Below are 18,352 nucleotides of genomic sequence, written 5' to 3'. Positions count from 1 at the left end.
AATTTTGTTGCTTAGACAATCCACAAAAATAAATTAAAGATGGAAACATATTGATAAATCAATCCGAGAATACCATGCCTGATTTTAATGCCTCACCGCTGGTCGATGCGCTGGAAGAGAATTTATTCAGTGTACTGGAAAAACTGGCCGCCCAGGTGAACACCCCTGATTTACCGCTGATCGATCTCTCGAGCGGCAGCCCGGATCAACCTACGCCGCCGGAAATTATCGCCTCTCTGCAAGCGGCGATCCAGCGACGTGAAAACCACGGTTATCCCTCATTCTGGGGCAAACCACAGGTTCGCCAGGCGATAGCCGACTTTTATCAGCGTCATTATGGCGTGACACTGGATCCCGACAGTGAAGTGGCGGTCTTTCAGGGATCGCATATCGGCGTGGGTGGGATCCCTCGTGCGGTGCTGAGTCCGGGGCAATACCTGATTTCTACCGACCCCTGCTACCCCATTTACCGCTCGGCGGCGTTGCAGTCGCAGGCACATTTTTACGGACTGCCGCTTCACGCTGAAAACCAGTTCCTGCCCAATTTCAATGACGTGCCAGACGACGTTGCCGACCATGCCGGGTTGGTTGTCCTCAACTATCCGCATAACCCGACGGGTGCGCTGGCAACACCGGCACTGTTCGCCAGCGCACTGCAATTTGCGCAGCGTTATCACGTGCCCATCCTGCATGATTTCGCCTATGCCGCTATTGGCAGCGATGCCGCAGACACTCCGCTGAGCCTCTTTTCTCAGCCTGATGCGAAAGCGTGGGGAGTAGAGACGTATACCTTCTCGAAGACCTTTAATATGGCGGGCTGGCGCTTTGGTTTTGCGGTCGGTAACGCCTCTATAATCAAGGCATTTAAAAAACTGCATACCCACAGCTACAGCACCGTGTTTGGCGCAATTCAGGATGCGGCAGTCACGGCGCTCGCCCTCCCCTCTGCGCGTTTAGCGCAACTGGTATCGGTCTATCATCAGCGCCGCGAGCGTGTGTTACACCGCCTGGCGGCGCTGCGCTGGCCGGTACGCGAAAAGCAGGGCACCTTTTTTCTGTGGCTTGCGGTACCGCCCGCGTTTAGCTCACAGCAATTTGCCCAGTTGTTATTGCAGGAAGCGCATGTGCTGGTCGCGCCGGGCACTGGCTTTGGGCCTGGGGGAGAAGGGTTTGTTCGCATTAGCCTGACGGCGGGGGATGATGCATTGCAAAGCGCGCTGGATCGCATTGCCAGGCTGCATCTTTTTTAACAAAAAGAGTGACGTGCGAGACGTCTTCCATAACCGGGAGATGAACCTTTTTTCATCTCTGCGCATCATGTTACAGTGCCAGACAGTGCTCAGTTAAAGGAACTCGCTTAATGATACGTTTTGCTGTCATTGGCACAAACTGGATCACCCGCCAGTTTGTCGATGCCGCCCATGAAACGGGCAAATATAAACTCACGGCGGTGTACTCCCGTAGCCTCGAACAGGCGCAGGATTTCTCCAGGGATTACCCCGTCGAACATCTTTTTACTTCGCTGGAGGCCATGGCGCAAAGCGATGAGATTGATGCAGTCTATATTGCCAGCCCTAACTCGCTGCATTTCCCGCAAACCCGCCTCTTTCTCAGCCACAAAAAGCATGTGATTTGCGAAAAACCGCTGGCGTCGAATCTGCGCGAAGTGGAAGAGGCGATTGCCTGCGCCAGAGAGAACCAGGTAGTGTTGTTCGAGGCGTTTAAAACCGCCAGCCTGCCCAATTTTGTGCTGCTGAAACAGTCGCTGGCGAAAGCGGGCAAACTGCGCAAAGCGTTTCTCAATTACTGCCAGTACTCTTCGCGCTACCAGCGCTATCTGGATGGCGAAAACCCGAACACCTTTAACCCGGCCTTCTCTAACGGCTCGATTATGGATATCGGCTTCTATGTTCTGGCGGCGTCTGTCGCGCTCTGGGGCGAACCGAAGGGCCTCCAGGCCACAGCCAGCCTGCTGGAAAGTGGCGTTGATGCCCACGGCGTGGTCGTACTCGACTACGGCGATTTCAGCGTCACACTGCAACATTCCAAAGTCAGCGACTCGGTGCTGCCAAGCGAAATTCAGGGCGAAGCCGGTGCACTGTTAATCGAAAAGATCTCCGAATGCCAGAAGCTCTCTTTCGTGCCGCGTGGCGGTAAAGCCCAGGATCTGACGCAGCCGCAACATATCAACACCATGTTGTACGAGGCGGAAACCTTCGCCAGCCTGGTCGAGCAGAATGAAGTCAACCATGCAGGCCTGGCCGTCAGCCGTATTACCGCGAAGCTGTCGACTGAAATCCGCCGTCAAACGGGGGTGGTTTTCCCGGCAGACGACGTGACCGTGGAGCAGCCTGCGTAAAGGTATGTAAAACAGATGTTACATATCATTGACGGGAGGAATAGCCTGTCATATTTTGTTACGAGCAAAGGGGAGTAACTTCGTTGCCGGTGGGTCGTCATTACGATGCGTCTACCCTAAAGATTTCGAATTGCAGCCACACAGCGGCAGTTCGAAATATAACGGGTATAAGCATCCGGTCGCCGGGCGTCATTCATGTGACGTAAGTGAGACCTTGCCGAAAGGCGAGGACCCAATTGCACCTAAAGCATGCGGCTGACGTCTTTCGACGTTAGCCGTTTTTGTTTATACACATAATCATTCTGGATGCGTCGCGGCGGCAAGACTGAGAATCACCAGGAGCTTACTCAAGTAAGTGACTGGCGTGAGTAGTCGAAGCCAACAAAGAGGCAGCCAGAAGGATGAAGTGTAAGGTGCTGAGGAACCTCACATGAATACTGTCGGTACACCGCTACTCTGGGGCGGGTTCGCCGTTGTTGTCGTTATCATGCTGGCTATCGACCTCCTGCTTCAGGGGCGACGTGGCGTGCACACGATGTCCATGAAACAGGCGGCCGTCTGGTCGCTGGTCTGGGTTAGTCTTTCTCTCTTATTCAACGCTGCCTTCTGGTGGTATCTGGTACAAAACGAGGGCCGCGCCGTTGCCGACACCCAGGCACTGGCATTCCTGACCGGTTACCTGATTGAAAAAGCGCTGGCGGTGGATAACGTCTTTGTCTGGCTGATGCTGTTCAGCTACTTCTCGGTACCTGCTGCGCTGCAGCGTCGCGTACTGATCTACGGTGTGCTTGGCGCGATCGTCCTGCGTACCATCATGATCTTCGCTGGAAGCTGGCTTATCTCCCAGTTCGAATGGCTGCTGTATGTCTTCGGCGCCTTCCTGCTGTTCACGGGTGTGAAAATGGCGCTGGCAAAAGAAGATGAAGGCGGCATTGGCGATAAACCCCTGGTCCGCTGGCTGCGCAGCCATCTGCGCATGACAGACAAGATCGAAAACGAGCATTTCTTCGTGCGTAAGAACGGCCTGCTGTTTGCCACGCCATTGCTGCTGGTGCTGATTCTGGTTGAACTGAGCGATGTGATATTTGCGGTCGACAGTATTCCGGCTATTTTTGCCGTCACCACCGACCCATTTATCGTATTGACGTCTAACCTGTTTGCTATCCTGGGTCTGCGCGCGATGTACTTCCTGCTGGCGGGTGTGGCAGAACGCTTCTCCATGCTGAAATATGGCCTGTCGGTGATCCTGGTGTTTATCGGTATCAAGATGCTGATTGTCGATTTCTTCCATATCTCCATCGCCATCTCGCTTGGCATTGTGGGTGGCATTCTTATGGTAACGCTGCTGATTAACGCATGGGTTAATCACCGTAACGACAAACGCAAGCTTGCTGAATAAGCAGTTCTGAGGGGCTGAGGTGATAACGTCCCTGGTACGCCCTCTTTTCGGGGAGGGCGTTTTTCTGATTTTTTCCCCCGCCAGTACCTGAAACAGCCCCCTGAGCAGCGAATTCTTTATACTCCATCCGTTACGCCTGCTGGCGCAGCAGCGATGGAACACCAATAAAACCAAGGAAAAGGTATGCAAACACAACCCGCTACGACATGGTTGCAACGCGTGATGCGCGGCAACATCGTCAAACAAATTCTCGCCGGACTGATACTGGGCATTCTGTTGAGCTGGCTTTCACCTGACTCAGCGCGCGCCGTTGGCCTGCTGGGCACGCTGTTTGTCGGCGCGCTAAAATCGGTAGCCCCGATTCTGGTGCTGGTACTGGTAATGGCCTCGGTGGCGAATCACCAACAGGGGCAAAAAATCAGCATTCGCCCTATCCTGCTGCTCTACTTAATCGGCACTTTCTCTGCGGCATTCACGGCCGTGATCGTCAGCTTCCTGTTCCCTTCCAGGCTACACCTGGTGGCGGCCGCGACCGATGTCATTGCGCCTTCCGGTATTGTTGGCGTACTGGAAGGGTTACTAATGAATATCGTGGCAAACCCTGTCGACTCGCTGGTCAAAGGGAATTACATCGGCATCCTGGTCTGGGCGGTTGGTCTCGGTTTTGCCCTGCGCCACAGTAGCGATACCAGTAAGAAGCTGATTAACGATATGTCGCAAGCGGTGACGTTTATGGTCACACTGGTGATTCGCTTTGCGCCGCTGGGGATTTTTGGCCTTGTGGCATCCACCCTCGCGACAACGGGCGTTGGCGCGCTCTGGGATTACGCGCAACTGCTGATGGTCCTGGTCGGCTGTATGTTACTGGTTGCGCTGGTGATCAACCCACTGCTGGTCTGGGCGAAAATGCGCCGTAATCCGTACCCACTTGTTTTTATCTGCTTGCGTGAAAGTGGTGTGACAGCTTTTTTCACCCGCAGCTCGGCGGCGAATATTCCGGTAAATATGGCGCTGTGCGAAAAGCTCGGGCTTGATAAAGACACCTATTCCGTCTCGATCCCATTGGGTGCGACGGTCAATATGGCAGGCGCGGCGATAACCATCACCGTGCTCTCACTGGCGGCAGTGCATACGCTGGGGGTGGCCGTAGATTTGCCTACAGCGGTACTGTTAAGCATAGTGGCTTCGCTCTGTGCCTGCGGGGCATCCGGGGTGGCGGGCGGTTCGCTGCTGCTGATTCCACTGGCCTGTAATCTGTTCGGTATTTCAGCCGATGTAGCCATGCAGGTCGTCGCCGTCGGCTTTATTATTGGCGTTGTGCAGGACTCCTGTGAGACTGCCATCAACTCCTCAACCGATGTGCTGTTTACCGCAGCCGCCTGTCTGACAGACGGCGAACGCGTGTCGTTAGTACCCCAACGCGATTAACGCGCAGACGTGCTCTCTTTTTGCAGCGCGGTTTCGACTTTAAACGGGTCGATGCCGCGTTTTTGCATCCGCCAGAAGCGGATAATGTTCAGCCCGTTTACCACGAGGAAGCTGCCTTCGATCAGGGTACCGCCAATCGATCCCAGCCACAGGTTATGGGTGACCCAGCAGGCGGTTGAACACCACATAACGCAACGCACGGAAAGCCCTTTGCAGCGAAACAGCGCCCAGGTACTGGCAACCGTACCGATAATCGGCAGCAGTTCGACCGGGTGGTGTAATTTTATCAAACCAAAAAACAGCGTCAGCGCAATAAATACAGCCATAACCCACAGCTTGCGAGTATGCATGGAGATAATGGTACGTATGGCGTTGAGTTCCGCGCTCATACCGGCAGGCAGTGCGCCCATCAGAAAGAAATGCGCGCCGATGGTGGCGCTGTAAAGGGAAAGCTGGAGTTTGAAGCGTTTTTCGTCGCGGTTAATAAACGTGGTAATACCAATAAGAAAAGCAAGTACACCAACGCCCTGGGCTAACCAATACGCGCTCATGGAAGATCCTTGTTAATGACACCAAAAAAAGAAACGACGCTTCATAATATGAAACGTCGTTTTTTAATTCTACTGCTGTGTTACCCAAAAGATGTCGTGCTTCAGCCAGGCGGCAAGTCCGGGAGCCCCGGAAGCTTACATAAGTAAGTGACCGGGGTGAGTGGATATAGCCAACACCGCTGTAGCGCGAAAAATGAAGGGTAACTTATAACGTTACGCCACTCTTGAAGATAGCCAGCTCGCGGAACTCGTTGCGTTCATTGCAGGTCTGCTTACCGTTGGCAAAATCCACGATCACATCCACGAACTCGCTCAGAAGCTGCGGCATGGTTTTTCCGTGAATAAGCTGACCCGCATCGAAATCGATCCAGTGTTTCTTCTTCGCCGCCAGTTCGCTGTTCGTCGCGATTTTCACTGTCGGAACAAAACCGCCATAAGGGGTGCCGCGTCCGGTACTGAATAGCACCATGTGGCAACCCGCTCCCGCCAGTGCGCTGGTTGCAACCGCATCGTTACCCGGCGCGCTCAACAGGTTGAGCCCGTGGGTTTTCAGGCGTTCGCCGTAACGCAGCACGTCGACCACCTGGCTGGCCCCTGCTTTTTGTGTACAGCCAAGCGATTTTTCTTCCAGCGTAGTGATGCCGCCAGCTTTGTTACCCGGCGATGGGTTTTCGTAGATCGGCTGGTTATGCGCGATAAAGTACTGTTTGAAGTCGTTCACCATGGTGACCGTCTTCTCAAAGGTCTCTTCGTCGCGGCAATGGCTCATCAGAATCTGTTCTGCACCGAACATTTCCGGCACTTCGGTTAAAACTGTAGTGCCGCCGTTACCGATAATGTAGTCAGAAAAACGTCCCAGCATCGGGTTCGCTGTGATACCGGAAAGCCCGTCTGATCCGCCACACTCCAGACCAAATTTCAGCTCGCCCAGTTTGCCGGGCTCGCGCTTGTCGTGGCGCATGGCTTCGTACAATTCGTACAGATGCTCAATGCCCGCTTCCACTTCGTCGTCCTGGTGTTGGCAGATCATAAAGTGGACGCGGGACGGATCGTATTCGCCCAGCGTTTCGCGAAACGCATCAACCTGGTTGTTTTCGCAGCCCAGACCAATGACCAGCACCGCCCCCGCGTTCGGGTGACGCACCATATTTTGCAGCATGGTACGGGTGTTAATATGGTCATCGCCCAGTTGTGAGCAACCGTAGGTGTGGCTAAAAAGGTGCACGCCGTCGATATCTTCGGCGTTGTGCGTCTCTTTCAGAAAACGGGTCTGGATTTGACGAGCGATGCCATTAACACAGCCTACTGTCGGCAGGATCCACAATTCGTTGCGAACCCCAACCTCCCCGTTTGCACGACGGTAGATCTGAACGTCACGATCGACCGCCGGTGCATTTTCATCAATGAGATCAGGTTGATAGCTATACTCATCCAAATCGCTCAGATTGGTACGCACATTGTGAGAATGTATGTGTTCACCTGCGGCGATATCTGTTGTGGCATGGCCGATAGGAAGACCATATTTAACAACATTCTCGCCCGTCGGAATGGCCTGCAGGGCAAATTTATGTCCGCGTACCACTGCCTGACGAAGCAGAATCTCATGACCGTCAACCACAACTTCTGTGCCTTCGGCGAGATCCGCCAGCGCTACCGCGACATTATCCAGCGAGTGGATCTTGATGTATTGCATATCAACCTCAAACGGCCTTAGTTCAGTTCAATCGCGAAGTAGTCACGCGCATTGTTAAAGCAGATATTTTTCACCATCTCGCCCAGCAGCTGGATATCAGCCGGAGCTTCACCCGCGTGCACCCAGCGGCCAATCATCTGGCACAGAATGCGACGGAAATATTCGTGACGGGTATAAGACAGGAAGCTGCGGCTATCAGTCAGCATGCCCACAAAGCGGCTCAGCAGACCAAGCTGCGCCAGTTGGGTCATCTGACGTTCCATACCGTCTTTCTGGTCGTTGAACCACCAGCCGGAACCAAACTGCATCTTGCCTGGCATGCCTTCGCCCTGGAAGTTGCCGATCATGGTGCCCAGCACTTCGTTATCACGCGGATTCAGGCAATACAGGATGGTTTTCGGCAGCAGGTTTTCTTCGTTCTGCTTGCTGAGTAATTTTGACAGTTCTTCCGCCAGCGGACGGTCATTAATGGAATCAAAGCCAACATCTGGCCCCAGCAGTTTGAACTGGCGCAGGTTGTTATTACGCAGCGCGCCAATGTGATACTGCTGTACCCAACCGCGACGGGCATATTCCGCACCGAGGAATACCAGTACGGCCGTTTTGAACTGCGCGACTTCATGCTGGCTTAATGCTTCACCCGCCAGACGGCGTGCGAGGATGCTGTCCAGTTCCGCGTCGCTTGCTTCGGCGAAGAGCACTACGTCAAGCGCGTGGTCCGACACTTTACAACCGTGTGCTTCAAAGTGATCCAGACGTTTAGTCAGCGCCGTTTGCAGATCGGCAAAGCGACGGATATCGGTGTCTGACACTTCACCCAGCTTGCTCATGTAGTCGTTAAACGTAGCCAGTTCAATATTGAAGGCTTTGTCCGGACGCCAGCTTGGCAGCACTTTGATAGTGAAGGTGGTGTCTTTGGCAACGGCAGCATGGTGTTCCAGAGAGTCGATCGGATCGTCAGTGGTACCGACCATCTTCACATTCATCTGCTGCATGATACCGCGGGCAGTAAATTTATCCTGCGCCAGCAATTCATTGCCCAGATTCCAGATTTCATCCGCCGTAGACGGGGAAAGCAGCTTACCTGTAATACCAAATGGACGACGAAGCTCTAAATGGGTCCAGTGGTATAACGGGTTGCCGATTGTATGCGGCACGGTTGCGGCCCATGCGTCAAACTTCTCACGATCGCTTGCATCGCCGGTACACAGGCGCTCCGGCACACCATTGGTTCGCATTGCACGCCACTTGTAGTGATCGCCTTTTAACCAGATGTCATACAGGTTTTTAAAACGGTAGTTATCTGCGATCTGCTGCGGCGGCAGATGGCAATGGAAGTCAAAAATCGGCTGATCTTTCGCGTAGTCATGGTACAGGCGGCGCGCAAATTCGGTATCTAACAGAAAATCTTCGGTCATAAACGGGGTCATTATCGTCTTCCTCTAAACGAGTGCGTCTGATGCTTACCTTAATGCTGACAAAGTTATCACACCAATTTCCAGTGGCCGAAGACTTTTTCGTGAGTTAGATCAATAAACGATGACAAATATTTACAAGATTGCGCGTCAAAATCATCGCCAGACCGCGCCAGTACTGGTCTGGTGCCACAAAGCTAAAAACCACACAAAGAAAAACGCTTTTGTGATGTCACTCACCTTTTGAAGTTGTATGACAAGTTATCTTTCTGCCGTCGAATACATCAGCCGACGGAATGCATTGCCGGTGATTAATCATCGGTCTTTACGGTACGGATACCGAATTGAGCACGTTGAATAGCAAGGTTCGGGTCGTTCCGGTGTTTACCGGTTACGCCCTCCGTTTTCACCTCCCGACCGCAACCGGCAGGTGACCGCGCTAGCGGAATTAACATAACGATGAGGTTTACATGCGTAAAATTAAAGGGTTACGTTGGTACATGATAGCGCTGGTGACGATAGGCACCGTGCTGGGTTACTTGACGCGTAACACGATTGCTGCGGCAGCGCCCACGCTGATGCAAGAGTTGAATATCTCCACACAGCAATACTCTTACATTATTGCGGCTTACTCGGCGGCTTATACCATCATGCAGCCGGTCGCAGGTTATGTACTGGACATCCTGGGCACCAAGATCGGCTACGCAGTGTTCGCCGTGACCTGGGCCATCTTCTGTGGCGCTACTGCGCTGGCAGGCAGTTGGGGTGGTCTGGCGCTGGCGCGCGGTGCCGTTGGTGCTGCCGAAGCGGCAATGATTCCGGCGGGCCTGAAAGCGGCTTCTGAGTGGTTCCCGGCGAAAGAACGTTCTATCGCAGTGGGCTACTTCAACGTCGGTTCTTCTATTGGTGCGATGATTGCACCGCCGCTGGTCGTGTGGGCAATCGTCATGCATAGCTGGCAGCTCGCGTTCATTATCTCTGGCGTACTGAGCTTCGCCTGGGCAATGGCATGGTTGGTTTTCTACAAACACCCGCGCGATCAGAAAAAACTGACCGAAGAAGAACGCGAATACATCATTGGCGGTCAGGAAGCACAACACCAGACCTTCAACGGCAAGAAAATGTCCGTCCTGCAGATTCTGGGCACCCGTCAGTTCTGGGGTATTGCACTGCCGCGTTTCCTGGCAGAACCGGCATGGGGTACGTTCAACGCCTGGATCCCGCTGTTCATGTTCAAAGTCTACGGCTTTAACCTGAAAGAAATCGCCATGTTCGCCTGGATGCCAATGCTGTTCGCTGACCTGGGCTGTATCGTCGGTGGTTACCTGCCGCCGCTGTTCCAACGCTGGTTCGGTGTGAACCTGATTGTTTCCCGTAAAATGGTAGTGACCATGGGTGCGCTGCTGATGATCGGCCCAGGCATGATCGGTCTGTTCACCAGCCCGTATGTTGCAATCGGCCTGCTGTGTATTGGTGGCTTTGCTCACCAGTCTCTGTCCGGTGCATTGATTACCCTGTCTTCCGACGTGTTTGGTCGTAACGAAGTGGCTACCGCGAACGGTCTGACCGGTATGGCGGCATGGACAGCAAGTACCATGTTTGCTCTGGTGGTAGGTGCACTGGCTGACACCATTGGCTTTAGTCCGCTGTTCGCCGTACTGGCCCTGTTCGACCTGCTTGGTGCGGTGGTTATCTGGACGGTGCTGAAAAGTAAATCCGCCAGTGAATTAGCGCAGGAAAGTGCGGTCGGCGGTACCGCAACACAGAGCTAGTACACGCCTTATCTGTACTACTGTTTCCCAAAAGCCGCCCACCGTTTCGGGCGGCTTTTTCTTGCCTTGTTGTGGTGAGAATAGCGTAAAAGTGGTATAACAAATCTACTAATGCCTTATCTTGCCTGGAGCGCATATGGAAATCACTGAATCACGTCGTTTGTACCAACAACTTGCCGCCGAGCTGAAAAGTCGGATCGAGCAGGGTGTCTATCTTGTGGGTGACAAACTTCCCGCTGAGCGTTTTATTGCAGACGAAAAAAGCGTCAGCCGGACCGTGGTTCGTGAAGCGATCATCATGCTGGAAGTTGAAGGGTATGTTGAAGTCCGTAAAGGCTCAGGCATTCATGTTATTTCCAATCAGCCTCGTCATACCCAGGCCCCTGACGAATCGCTGGAATTTGCCAATTACGGTCCGTTCGAGCTTCTGCAGGCGCGTCAGTTAATTGAAAGTAACATTGCTGAATTTGCGGCAACCCAGGTAACTAAGCAAGACATTATGAAACTGATGGAAATTCAGGAAAACGCGCGCAAAGAGAAATGCTTCCGCGATTCCGAATGGGATTTACAGTTTCATGTGCAGGTAGCCCTGGCGACGCAAAACACCGCACTGGCAGCAATCGTCGAAAAAATGTGGACCCAGCGTGTTCACAACCCGTACTGGAAAAAACTGCACGACCATATCGATTTGCGCACCGTGGATAACTGGTGTGACGATCATGACCAAATTCTCAAGGCGCTGATTCGCAAAGACCCGCATGCGGCGAAAGTCGCGATGTGGCAGCATCTGGAAAACACCAAACAGATGCTGTTTAACGAAACCAGCGATGATTTCGAGTTCAATGCTGACCGCTATTTGTTTGCGGAAAACCCCGTAGTTCACCTTGATACCGTAGCTAGTGGCGTAAAATAAGGCTTTTCTTTGTCAGGCGCACAGCCCTCCTGCGCCTGGCCACTTAAGGGTCAGTAAAAAGTATAGAGTGTCAGCCTTTGTAAATACCCTCGCCACCCCTCCTTTCGACAAGCAAAATCATTTTCTGACAAAGCGTAATTTCTCTGCCGCAGAACTATGGCATTTGTTACAATTGGACGCACTTTGCCACTGCGTGAGTTAGCGCTTGCTCACAGCGTTGTTACCGGAATAGTCAGGCTGCTGAATGCGCCACGAGCGACCATAATGTCACTATCAATAATGTCGCCGTGCTGTTTTACAGGTAATCGACGTGCCGTAAACCGATGTACCAGGAACATTGAATGGAACTTTTAAGCCAACTGCTGCATGCCCTCTGGAGCCAGGATTTCGAAACACTGGCCAATCCATCCATGATCGGCATGCTCTACTTTGTGTTATTTGTCATCTTATTTCTTGAGAATGGCCTGCTTCCGGCCGCTTTTCTTCCTGGCGACAGTCTCCTGGTGCTGGTGGGTGTTTTGATTGCCAAAGGGGCGATGGGCTATCCACAGACCATTTTGTTATTAACGGCGGCCGCCAGTCTTGGCTGTTGGCTGAGCTATATTCAGGGCCGATGGCTGGGGAATACGCGAACCGTGCAAAACTGGTTATCGCACCTTCCGGCGCATTATCACCAACGTGCACATCATCTTTTTCATAAACATGGCCTCTCAGCGCTGCTGATTGGGCGTTTTATTGCATTTGTTCGCACACTGTTACCAACTATTGCCGGAATTTCGGGTCTTAGTAGCGCTCGCTTCCAGTTTTTCAACTGGATGAGTGGTTTGTTGTGGGTGCTGATTCTAACGACACTGGGGTATTTATTGGGTATAACGCCAGTGTTTCGTAAGTATGAAGACGCGTTGATGTCTTGTTTGATGCTCCTTCCCGTTGTTCTGCTGGTGATTGGCCTGGTTGGCACACTGGTGGTGCTCTGGAAGAAAAAATACGGTAATCGGGGTCAATAATGGAATCGCAACGTCCCTTCCTGCGCTGGTTGTTTATGGGCATCGCCGCGATGGCGCTGTTCAGCGTACTTTTCTGGGGTTGGGTGACACTGCAAAATCGCGAATCTACGCTGGCGATACGCCCAATCGCGCAAAACACAAGCGTGCCGGATGGTTTTTCCATTTGGCATCATCTGGACGCAAACGGCATCCATTTCAAAAGCATTACGCCGCAAAACGACACGCTGTTAATCAAATTTGAGTCCAGTGCCCAGAGCGCTGCTGCCAAGGAAGTGCTGGACAGAACACTGCCCCACGGCTACATCGTCGCGTTACAGGATGACGAAAGCCAGACCTCTGCCTGGCTTTCGCGTTTACGCGATACCACCCATCGATTTGGCTGATCCTCCAGGATTCTGAATCTTTTCACCTACTTTGGTGCTTTAGCCGTTAACGTTCTATGCTTGAGTTAATGGAACCAAAGTCCACGTTATGTCACTGGATGCTGGCGAGCCTTGTTTCGCCAGCCAACAATGGAAGGTTTCGACCATGAAATACCGCATCGCACTGGCGCTAACCCTATTATCTGTAAGCGCGATGTCTCAGGCAGCTTCCCCCTGTAAGGAGAAGGAGCAGGAGATTACGCGTGAAATCAGCTATGCCGAAAAGCACAACAATCAGAGTCGGGTTGAAGGGCTGAACAAGGCGCTGCACGAGGTTCGCACCACCTGTTCCGACAGTAAATTGCGTGCGGAGCATCAGCGCAAAATTGCCAGACAGAAAGACGAGGTTGCCGAACGTCGCGAAGATCTCGCCAAAGCGAAACAAAAAGGCGATGCGGACAAAATAAGTAAACGCGATCACAAGCTGAAAGAGGCCGAGGCAGAACTTAAGGCGCTTGAAGCACGTGACTACTAATTTTGATGGAAGTTAACACTCACTCACCTGGAGAGAATTATGTCTAAAGAGGCAAATACAGAACATCTGCGCGCTGAGTTGAAATCCCTGGCGGATACCCTTGAGGAAGTACTGAGCACCTCCGGGGACAAATCAAAAGAAGAGTTGAGCAAACTGCGCAGCAAAGCCGAAAAAGCCTTGCAGGAAAGTCGCTATCGTCTGGGCGAAACGGGGGATGCCATTGCCCGCCAGACCCGCGAAGCCGCTGCAAGAACTGACGAATATGTACGTGAAAACCCATGGGCCAGCGTGGGCATTGGCGCGGCGCTTGGCGTCGTGTTGGGCGTGCTCCTGACGCGTCGCTGATTATGGCGGATTCACGACACGCGCAAGGACCGGGCAAAAGCGTACTGGGTATTGGGCAACGCATTGTTTCCATCATGGTTGAAATGGTGGAAACACGGCTTCGGCTGGCAGTGGTCGAACTGGAAGAGGAAAAAGCAAACCTCTTCCAGTTGCTCATGATGTTAGGGCTGACCATGCTGTTCGCTGCATTTGGCCTGATGAGTCTGATGGTACTGGTTATCTGGGCCATCGACCCGCAATACCGACTCAACGCCATGATCGCCACCACGGTGGTGCTCCTGGTGCTGGCGTTGATTGGCGGTATCTGGACCCTACGTAAAGCCCGCGAATCCACAATTCTGCGCCACACGCGGCAGGAACTGGCCAATGACCGTCAGTTACTGGAAGAGGATAAACCATGAGTCACAAGGCCGAGCGTCTCAAGCGTAAAGCTCTGTTGCTCAGCCAGATTCAGCAGCAACGGCTGGATTTGACCGCCGCCCGCCGTGACTGGGTGGACGCCACCGGTGTCTATGATCGCGGGTGGAACACCTTCCTCAGCCTGCGTTCCTGGGCACTGGTCGGTAGCAGCTTTATGGCCGTATGGTCGGTGCGCCATCCCAGCATGCTGATGCGCTGGGCGAAACGCGGGCTTGGGCTGTGGAGCGTCTGGCGGCTGGTAAAATCCACGCTTGATCAACAGCGTTAACAGACTCCCCGGCGGTGCCATACTGGCCGGGGTAGCAGCCTTTTTTTACGCCAACTTCATCAGTATCTTTGAAAAATTTCGACAGTTTTCCTTGCTAACAATCTTTTCCCGCCCCGTTTAATATCCTCTCCATCGACAGCAACCATGCGGCCAGCGCCCATGATTGCCGAACATTTCACTAAAAAAGACATTGTGGTTCCCTGGAGAGAAAGATGAAAAAATTAGAAGATGTTGGTGTACTGGTAGCGCGTATCCTGATGCCAATCCTGTTCATTACCGCAGGCTGGGGCAAAATCACCGGTTATGCCGGCACTCAGCAGTATATGGAAGCCATGGGTGTCCCGGGCTTTATGTTGCCGCTGGTTATCCTGCTTGAGTTCGGCGGCGGTCTGGCCATTCTGTTCGGTTTTCTGACACGCACCACCGCGCTGTTCACCGCAGGCTTCACCCTGCTGACCGCGTTTATCTTCCACAGTAACTTTGCGGAAGGCATGAACTCTCTGATGTTTATGAAAAACCTGAGCATCACCGGTGGCTTCCTGCTGCTGGCTATCACCGGTCCAGGCGCATTCAGCATCGACCGCGTACTGAATAAAAAGTGGTAAGCGCTCTATACTGATAAAGACATGAAGCGAGGAGACATCTCCTCGCTTTTGCCATCTAAAGGAGAATGCATCATGGGACAACTCATTGACGGCGTCTGGCATGATACCTGGTATGATACCAAGTCAACCGGTGGCCGCTTCCAGCGCTCAGTGTCCGCATTTCGTAACTGGCTCACCGCCGATGGCGCACCGGGTCCATCCGGCGAAGGCGGCTTTGCAGCGGAAAAAGACAGATATCACCTGTATGTTTCTCTCGCCTGTCCCTGGGCGCACCGCACTCTCATCATGCGCACGCTAAAAGGGCTGGACGATTTTTTACCGGTTTCGGTGGTGAATCCGCTGATGCTGGAAAACGGCTGGACGTTTGATGATAACTTTCCGGCAGCGACAGGCGACGCGCTTTATCAGCATGAATTCCTCTATCAGCTTTATCTTCATGCCGACCCGCAATACACCGGACGCGTAACGGTCCCGGTACTGTGGGACAAAAAGAACCACACGATTGTCAGCAATGAATCGGCTGAAATCATTCGCATGTTCAACACTGCGTTTGATGCGCAAGGGGCGCGTGCTGGCGACTATTACCCACCAGAATTGCGCACGCAAATTGACGAGCTGAATGGCTGGATCTACGACAACGTCAATAACGGTGTCTATAAGGCCGGTTTTGCCACCAGCCAGCAGGCTTACGATGAAGCCGTCGAAAAGGTCTTCGAATCCCTCGCCCGGCTGGAACAAATCCTGGGGCAACATCGCTACCTGACAGGCGATCGGTTAACCGAGGCGGACATTCGCCTGTGGACAACGCTTATCCGTTTCGATCCGGTGTACGTGACCCACTTTAAGTGCGATAAGCATCGCATTAGCGACTATCTCAACCTCTATGGCTTCCTGCGGGATATCTACCAGATGCCAGGCATCGCGGAAACGGTCAATTTTGACCATATTCGTACCCACTACTACCGCAGCCATAAAACCATCAATCCGACGGGGATTATCTCCATCGGCCCGTGGCAGGATCTTAACGAGCCTCACGGTCGGGACCTTCGTTTCGCATAATGTTTTCGGGCGCAACCGTTGCGCCCGAAAATATTTCACGCATCCTTTTATCCCCGTCTATTCTTACAGTGATCGCTGAGAAAACAACGTATTGAACGTCTTTCGAGGTAGAGAATGGATTGGTATTTCAAAGTGCTGAGCAACTACGTCCTCTTTCATGGCCGTGCGCATCGCCGGGAGTTCTGGATGTTTATGCTGGTCAACCTCATTCTCTTTGGCGTACTTGTCGTGGTGGATGAAATTTTAGGCTGGCGCACGGGCGGCATTGGCCTGTTAAGCCTGATCTACGCTCTGCTGGTTTTCCTGCCTTCCCTTGCCGTTCAGTCCCGGCGGTTGCACGATACCGATCGCACCGCCAAATGGCTGTGGTTGTGGTGTGTTCCTGTCCTGGGTTGGTTGATGCTGCTGGCCTTCTGGAGCCAGCACGGTACCCCCGAAGAAAATCGCTTCGGCCCTGAGCCAAAAGCGTTTCCTTAAGGGGGCTACCAGGGGAATTATTTCCCGGAGAAGAGTTTCGGTATTTCGCGCAGACACCAGGCTTTCGCTTCGCCCATGCTATCGCGCCGCCAGGCCATGATGATGTCGACTTCGCTGGTATATTCAGGACTGACGACGCGCAAACGCCCTTCTGCAATGTCCTGCTCAACCAACGGATAAGGCATCGTCGCCACACCCAGCCCCGCCAGTAAAGCCTGACGTTTATCCTCAATGGTACTGACCGTCAGACGCGGCTGTTTGTCCAGTAACTGCACCGTCAGCACCGGGCGCTCGCGCGCGGTATCCGCAACCGCCACGCCGCGATATTTCACGCGAGTCACCTCAGACAACGGTTCCGGTTCGTGGTGAATCGGATGGTCTGGTGCCGCGACATAAACGTTCAGTACTTTGTACAGCTTGCGAGAGTTGATTTCCGACGAAGAGCGGAAATGCATATCCGGCGCGATCACAATATCCGCACGCCCCTGCTCCAGCCGCTCCCAGGCGCCTGCCAGCACTTCGGTAATGATCGAGAGTTGCGTGTTGGCTTTTGCCGCCAGTTTATCGACAAGCGGGAAAAGCTCGGGCGTCGGCACCAGTGCTTCGGTAACCAGCGTCAGGTGCGTTTCCCAGCCGCGCGCCAGCGCTTCGGCATCGGTAGTGAGTTTGTCAGCCGCTTCGAGCAAAACACGGCCACGTTCCAGCAGCATGCGACCAACGTTGGTAAACTTCGTTCTATGGCCAGAGCGGTCAAACAGAACAACGTCCAGCTCTTCTTCCAGTTTCTGCATCGTATAGCTGAGCGCAGAGGGTACCCGCCCCAGTTCATCTGCCGCGGCGGCAAAGCTACCGCGACGGTCAATTGCGTCCATGACGCGTAACGCTTCCAGCGTAAGTGCTCTATCTTTCGCCATTTTTGTTCTCATTCAGGAAATTTGAACATACCGGGCAGAATATCTGGCTAACAATGCAGCGTCCATACCTTTACCATTGTTTTAGTGTAAAGAGAGGTCAAGAATTATGATTACTACCAGAACAGCCAAACAATGTGGACAAGCGGACTTCGGCTGGCTGCAGGCCCGCTACACCTTTTCCTTTGGACATTACTTTGACCCGAAACTTTTGGGCTACGCCTCCCTGCGCGTACTGAACCAGGAAGTACTGGCACCCGGAGCCTCATTCCAGCCGCGTACCTACCCGAAAGTTGATATTCTGAACCTGATTCTGGAAGGCGAAGCCGAGTATCGCGACAGCGAAGGTAACCATATTCAGGCGAAAACGGGCGAAGCGTTGCTCATTGCGACTCAGCCGGGCATTAGCTATAGCGAACATAATCTGAGTAAAGACAAGCCGCTGACGCGTATGCAGTTGTGGCTGGATGCCTGCCCGGAACGGGAAAATCCGACGGTGCAGAAAGTGATGATTGCCGATCAGGCTCGCCAGTTGCTGGCATCCCCAGACGGAAGCCAGGACAGCCTGCAATTACGCCAACAGGTGTGGTTGCACCATATCGAACTGGAAAAAGGTGAAGAGCTGACGTTTCAACTGCATGGGCCTCGCGCCTATTTGCAGTCGATTCACGGTACGGTACACGCCGTCATGCCGTGTGAATCGCGGGAAGCGCTCACCTGTGGTGACGGTGCGTTTATTCGTGATGAGGCTAACATAACGTTAGTCGCCGATACGCCGTTGCGCGCTTTACTGATAGATTTACCCGTGTAAGCGCAAGAGTTTTACGGAGTAC

20 protein-coding genes are annotated in these 18,352 nt (G+C 53.2%); 16 read left to right on the top strand and 4 right to left on the bottom strand.

Annotated features, from left to right (window positions below; all coding sequences use genetic code 11):
• Nucleotides 1-74: 74 nt before the first annotated feature.
• From ACS0RQ_RS03365 to sstT, 4 genes are all read left to right on the top strand, one after another.
• Nucleotides 75-1,250, top strand: a complete 1,176-nt coding sequence (locus tag ACS0RQ_RS03365; RefSeq protein WP_271849944.1) for an aminotransferase class I/II-fold pyridoxal phosphate-dependent enzyme — start codon at nt 75-77, stop codon at nt 1,248-1,250.
• A gap of 110 nt (nt 1,251-1,360) precedes the next feature.
• Nucleotides 1,361-2,359, top strand: a complete 999-nt coding sequence (locus ACS0RQ_RS03360; protein ID WP_271849943.1) for a Gfo/Idh/MocA family protein — start codon at nt 1,361-1,363, stop codon at nt 2,357-2,359.
• Nucleotides 2,360-2,789: 430 nt separating this feature from the next.
• Nucleotides 2,790-3,758: a TerC family protein gene (locus tag ACS0RQ_RS03355; RefSeq protein ID WP_334633109.1), complete on the top strand. Its 969-nt coding sequence runs from the start codon at nt 2,790-2,792 to the stop codon at nt 3,756-3,758.
• Between the two features lie 183 nt (nt 3,759-3,941).
• Nucleotides 3,942-5,186 (top strand): serine/threonine transporter SstT, encoded by a 1,245-nt coding sequence (sstT, locus tag ACS0RQ_RS03350; protein ID WP_271849942.1) that lies wholly within the window; start codon nt 3,942-3,944, stop codon nt 5,184-5,186.
• Here sstT and ACS0RQ_RS03345 read toward each other — a convergent pair.
• The 3 genes from ACS0RQ_RS03345 to uxaC all read right to left on the bottom strand — a co-directional run bounded on the left by ACS0RQ_RS03345 (nt 5,183) and on the right by uxaC (nt 8,860).
• Entirely contained in the window at nt 5,183-5,737 is a 555-nt protein-coding gene (locus ACS0RQ_RS03345; RefSeq protein WP_039077527.1) for a YgjV family protein, read from the bottom strand. The genes sstT and ACS0RQ_RS03345 overlap by 4 nt on opposite strands.
• A 205-nt stretch (nt 5,738-5,942) precedes the next feature.
• Nucleotides 5,943-7,430, bottom strand: a complete 1,488-nt coding sequence (locus ACS0RQ_RS03340; RefSeq protein ID WP_271849941.1) for a UxaA family hydrolase — start codon at nt 7,428-7,430, stop codon at nt 5,943-5,945.
• Between the two features lie 17 nt (nt 7,431-7,447).
• Complete coding sequence (gene uxaC / locus ACS0RQ_RS03335; RefSeq protein ID WP_039077525.1) at nt 7,448-8,860, bottom strand: glucuronate isomerase; 1,413 nt, start codon at nt 8,858-8,860, stop codon at nt 7,448-7,450.
• Between the two features lie 455 nt (nt 8,861-9,315).
• On the opposite strand from uxaC, the gene ACS0RQ_RS03330 reads away from it, so the two are divergent.
• The 11 genes from ACS0RQ_RS03330 (at nt 9,316) to ACS0RQ_RS03280 (ending at nt 16,608) form a co-directional block, all read left to right on the top strand.
• Entirely contained in the window at nt 9,316-10,617 is a 1,302-nt protein-coding gene (locus tag ACS0RQ_RS03330) for an MFS transporter (protein WP_039077524.1), read from the top strand.
• 136 nt (nt 10,618-10,753) lie between these two features.
• Nucleotides 10,754-11,530: a transcriptional regulator ExuR gene (gene exuR, locus ACS0RQ_RS03325; protein ID WP_271849940.1), complete on the top strand. Its 777-nt coding sequence runs from the start codon at nt 10,754-10,756 to the stop codon at nt 11,528-11,530.
• Between the two features lie 341 nt (nt 11,531-11,871).
• A complete protein-coding gene (gene yqjA / locus ACS0RQ_RS03320) occupies nt 11,872-12,537 on the top strand; it encodes a DedA family general envelope maintenance protein YqjA (protein ID WP_039077522.1) in 666 nt (221 codons plus the stop codon).
• Nucleotides 12,537-12,920: an EnvZ/OmpR regulon moderator MzrA gene (gene mzrA, locus ACS0RQ_RS03315; protein WP_271849939.1), complete on the top strand. Its 384-nt coding sequence runs from the start codon at nt 12,537-12,539 to the stop codon at nt 12,918-12,920. The genes yqjA and mzrA overlap by 1 nt, the downstream gene beginning before the upstream one ends.
• Before the next feature lie 145 nt (nt 12,921-13,065).
• Complete coding sequence (locus ACS0RQ_RS03310; RefSeq protein ID WP_271849978.1) at nt 13,066-13,434, top strand: DUF1090 domain-containing protein; 369 nt, start codon at nt 13,066-13,068, stop codon at nt 13,432-13,434.
• A gap of 39 nt (nt 13,435-13,473) precedes the next feature.
• On the top strand, nt 13,474-13,779 hold the full coding sequence (locus tag ACS0RQ_RS03305) for an ElaB/YgaM/YqjD family protein (protein ID WP_271849938.1): 306 nt from the start codon (nt 13,474-13,476) through the stop codon (nt 13,777-13,779).
• Nucleotides 13,780-13,781: 2 nt separating this feature from the next.
• Entirely contained in the window at nt 13,782-14,180 is a 399-nt protein-coding gene (locus ACS0RQ_RS03300; RefSeq protein WP_071194462.1) for a phage holin family protein, read from the top strand.
• Nucleotides 14,177-14,467, top strand: coding sequence for a YqjK-like family protein (locus ACS0RQ_RS03295; protein ID WP_039077517.1), 291 nt, complete (start codon nt 14,177-14,179; stop codon nt 14,465-14,467). The genes ACS0RQ_RS03300 and ACS0RQ_RS03295 overlap by 4 nt, the downstream gene beginning before the upstream one ends.
• A 212-nt stretch (nt 14,468-14,679) precedes the next feature.
• The gene (locus tag ACS0RQ_RS03290; RefSeq protein ID WP_039077516.1) at nt 14,680-15,072 is read left to right on the top strand and encodes a DoxX family protein; all 393 of its coding nucleotides are present in this window, start codon (nt 14,680-14,682) and stop codon (nt 15,070-15,072) included.
• Nucleotides 15,073-15,144: 72 nt separating this feature from the next.
• Nucleotides 15,145-16,131, top strand: a complete 987-nt coding sequence (locus tag ACS0RQ_RS03285; protein ID WP_271849937.1) for a glutathione S-transferase family protein — start codon at nt 15,145-15,147, stop codon at nt 16,129-16,131.
• Nucleotides 16,132-16,245: 114 nt separating this feature from the next.
• Nucleotides 16,246-16,608: a DUF805 domain-containing protein gene (locus ACS0RQ_RS03280; RefSeq protein WP_039077514.1), complete on the top strand. Its 363-nt coding sequence runs from the start codon at nt 16,246-16,248 to the stop codon at nt 16,606-16,608.
• Between the two features lie 17 nt (nt 16,609-16,625).
• Here ACS0RQ_RS03280 and yhaJ read toward each other — a convergent pair whose 3' ends face one another.
• Nucleotides 16,626-17,522: a DNA-binding transcriptional regulator YhaJ gene (yhaJ, locus tag ACS0RQ_RS03275; RefSeq protein WP_039077513.1), complete on the bottom strand. Its 897-nt coding sequence runs from the start codon at nt 17,520-17,522 to the stop codon at nt 16,626-16,628.
• 106 nt (nt 17,523-17,628) lie between these two features.
• On the opposite strand from yhaJ, the gene ACS0RQ_RS03270 reads away from it, so the two are divergent.
• Nucleotides 17,629-18,330 carry a pirin family protein gene (locus ACS0RQ_RS03270; protein ID WP_039077512.1) on the top strand — a complete coding sequence of 234 codons (702 nt, stop codon included), beginning with the start codon at nt 17,629-17,631 and terminating at the stop codon, nt 18,328-18,330.
• The last annotated feature ends 22 nt before the right edge of the window (nt 18,331-18,352 follow it).

Origin of the sequence: Phytobacter diazotrophicus (genome assembly GCF_052061655.1) — a bacterium.
In the GTDB taxonomy this organism is placed as follows: domain Bacteria; phylum Pseudomonadota; class Gammaproteobacteria; order Enterobacterales; family Enterobacteriaceae; genus Phytobacter; species Phytobacter diazotrophicus.
The sequence above is the reverse complement of the archived record's forward strand: the minus strand, read 5'-3'. Positions and strand labels throughout refer to the sequence as shown.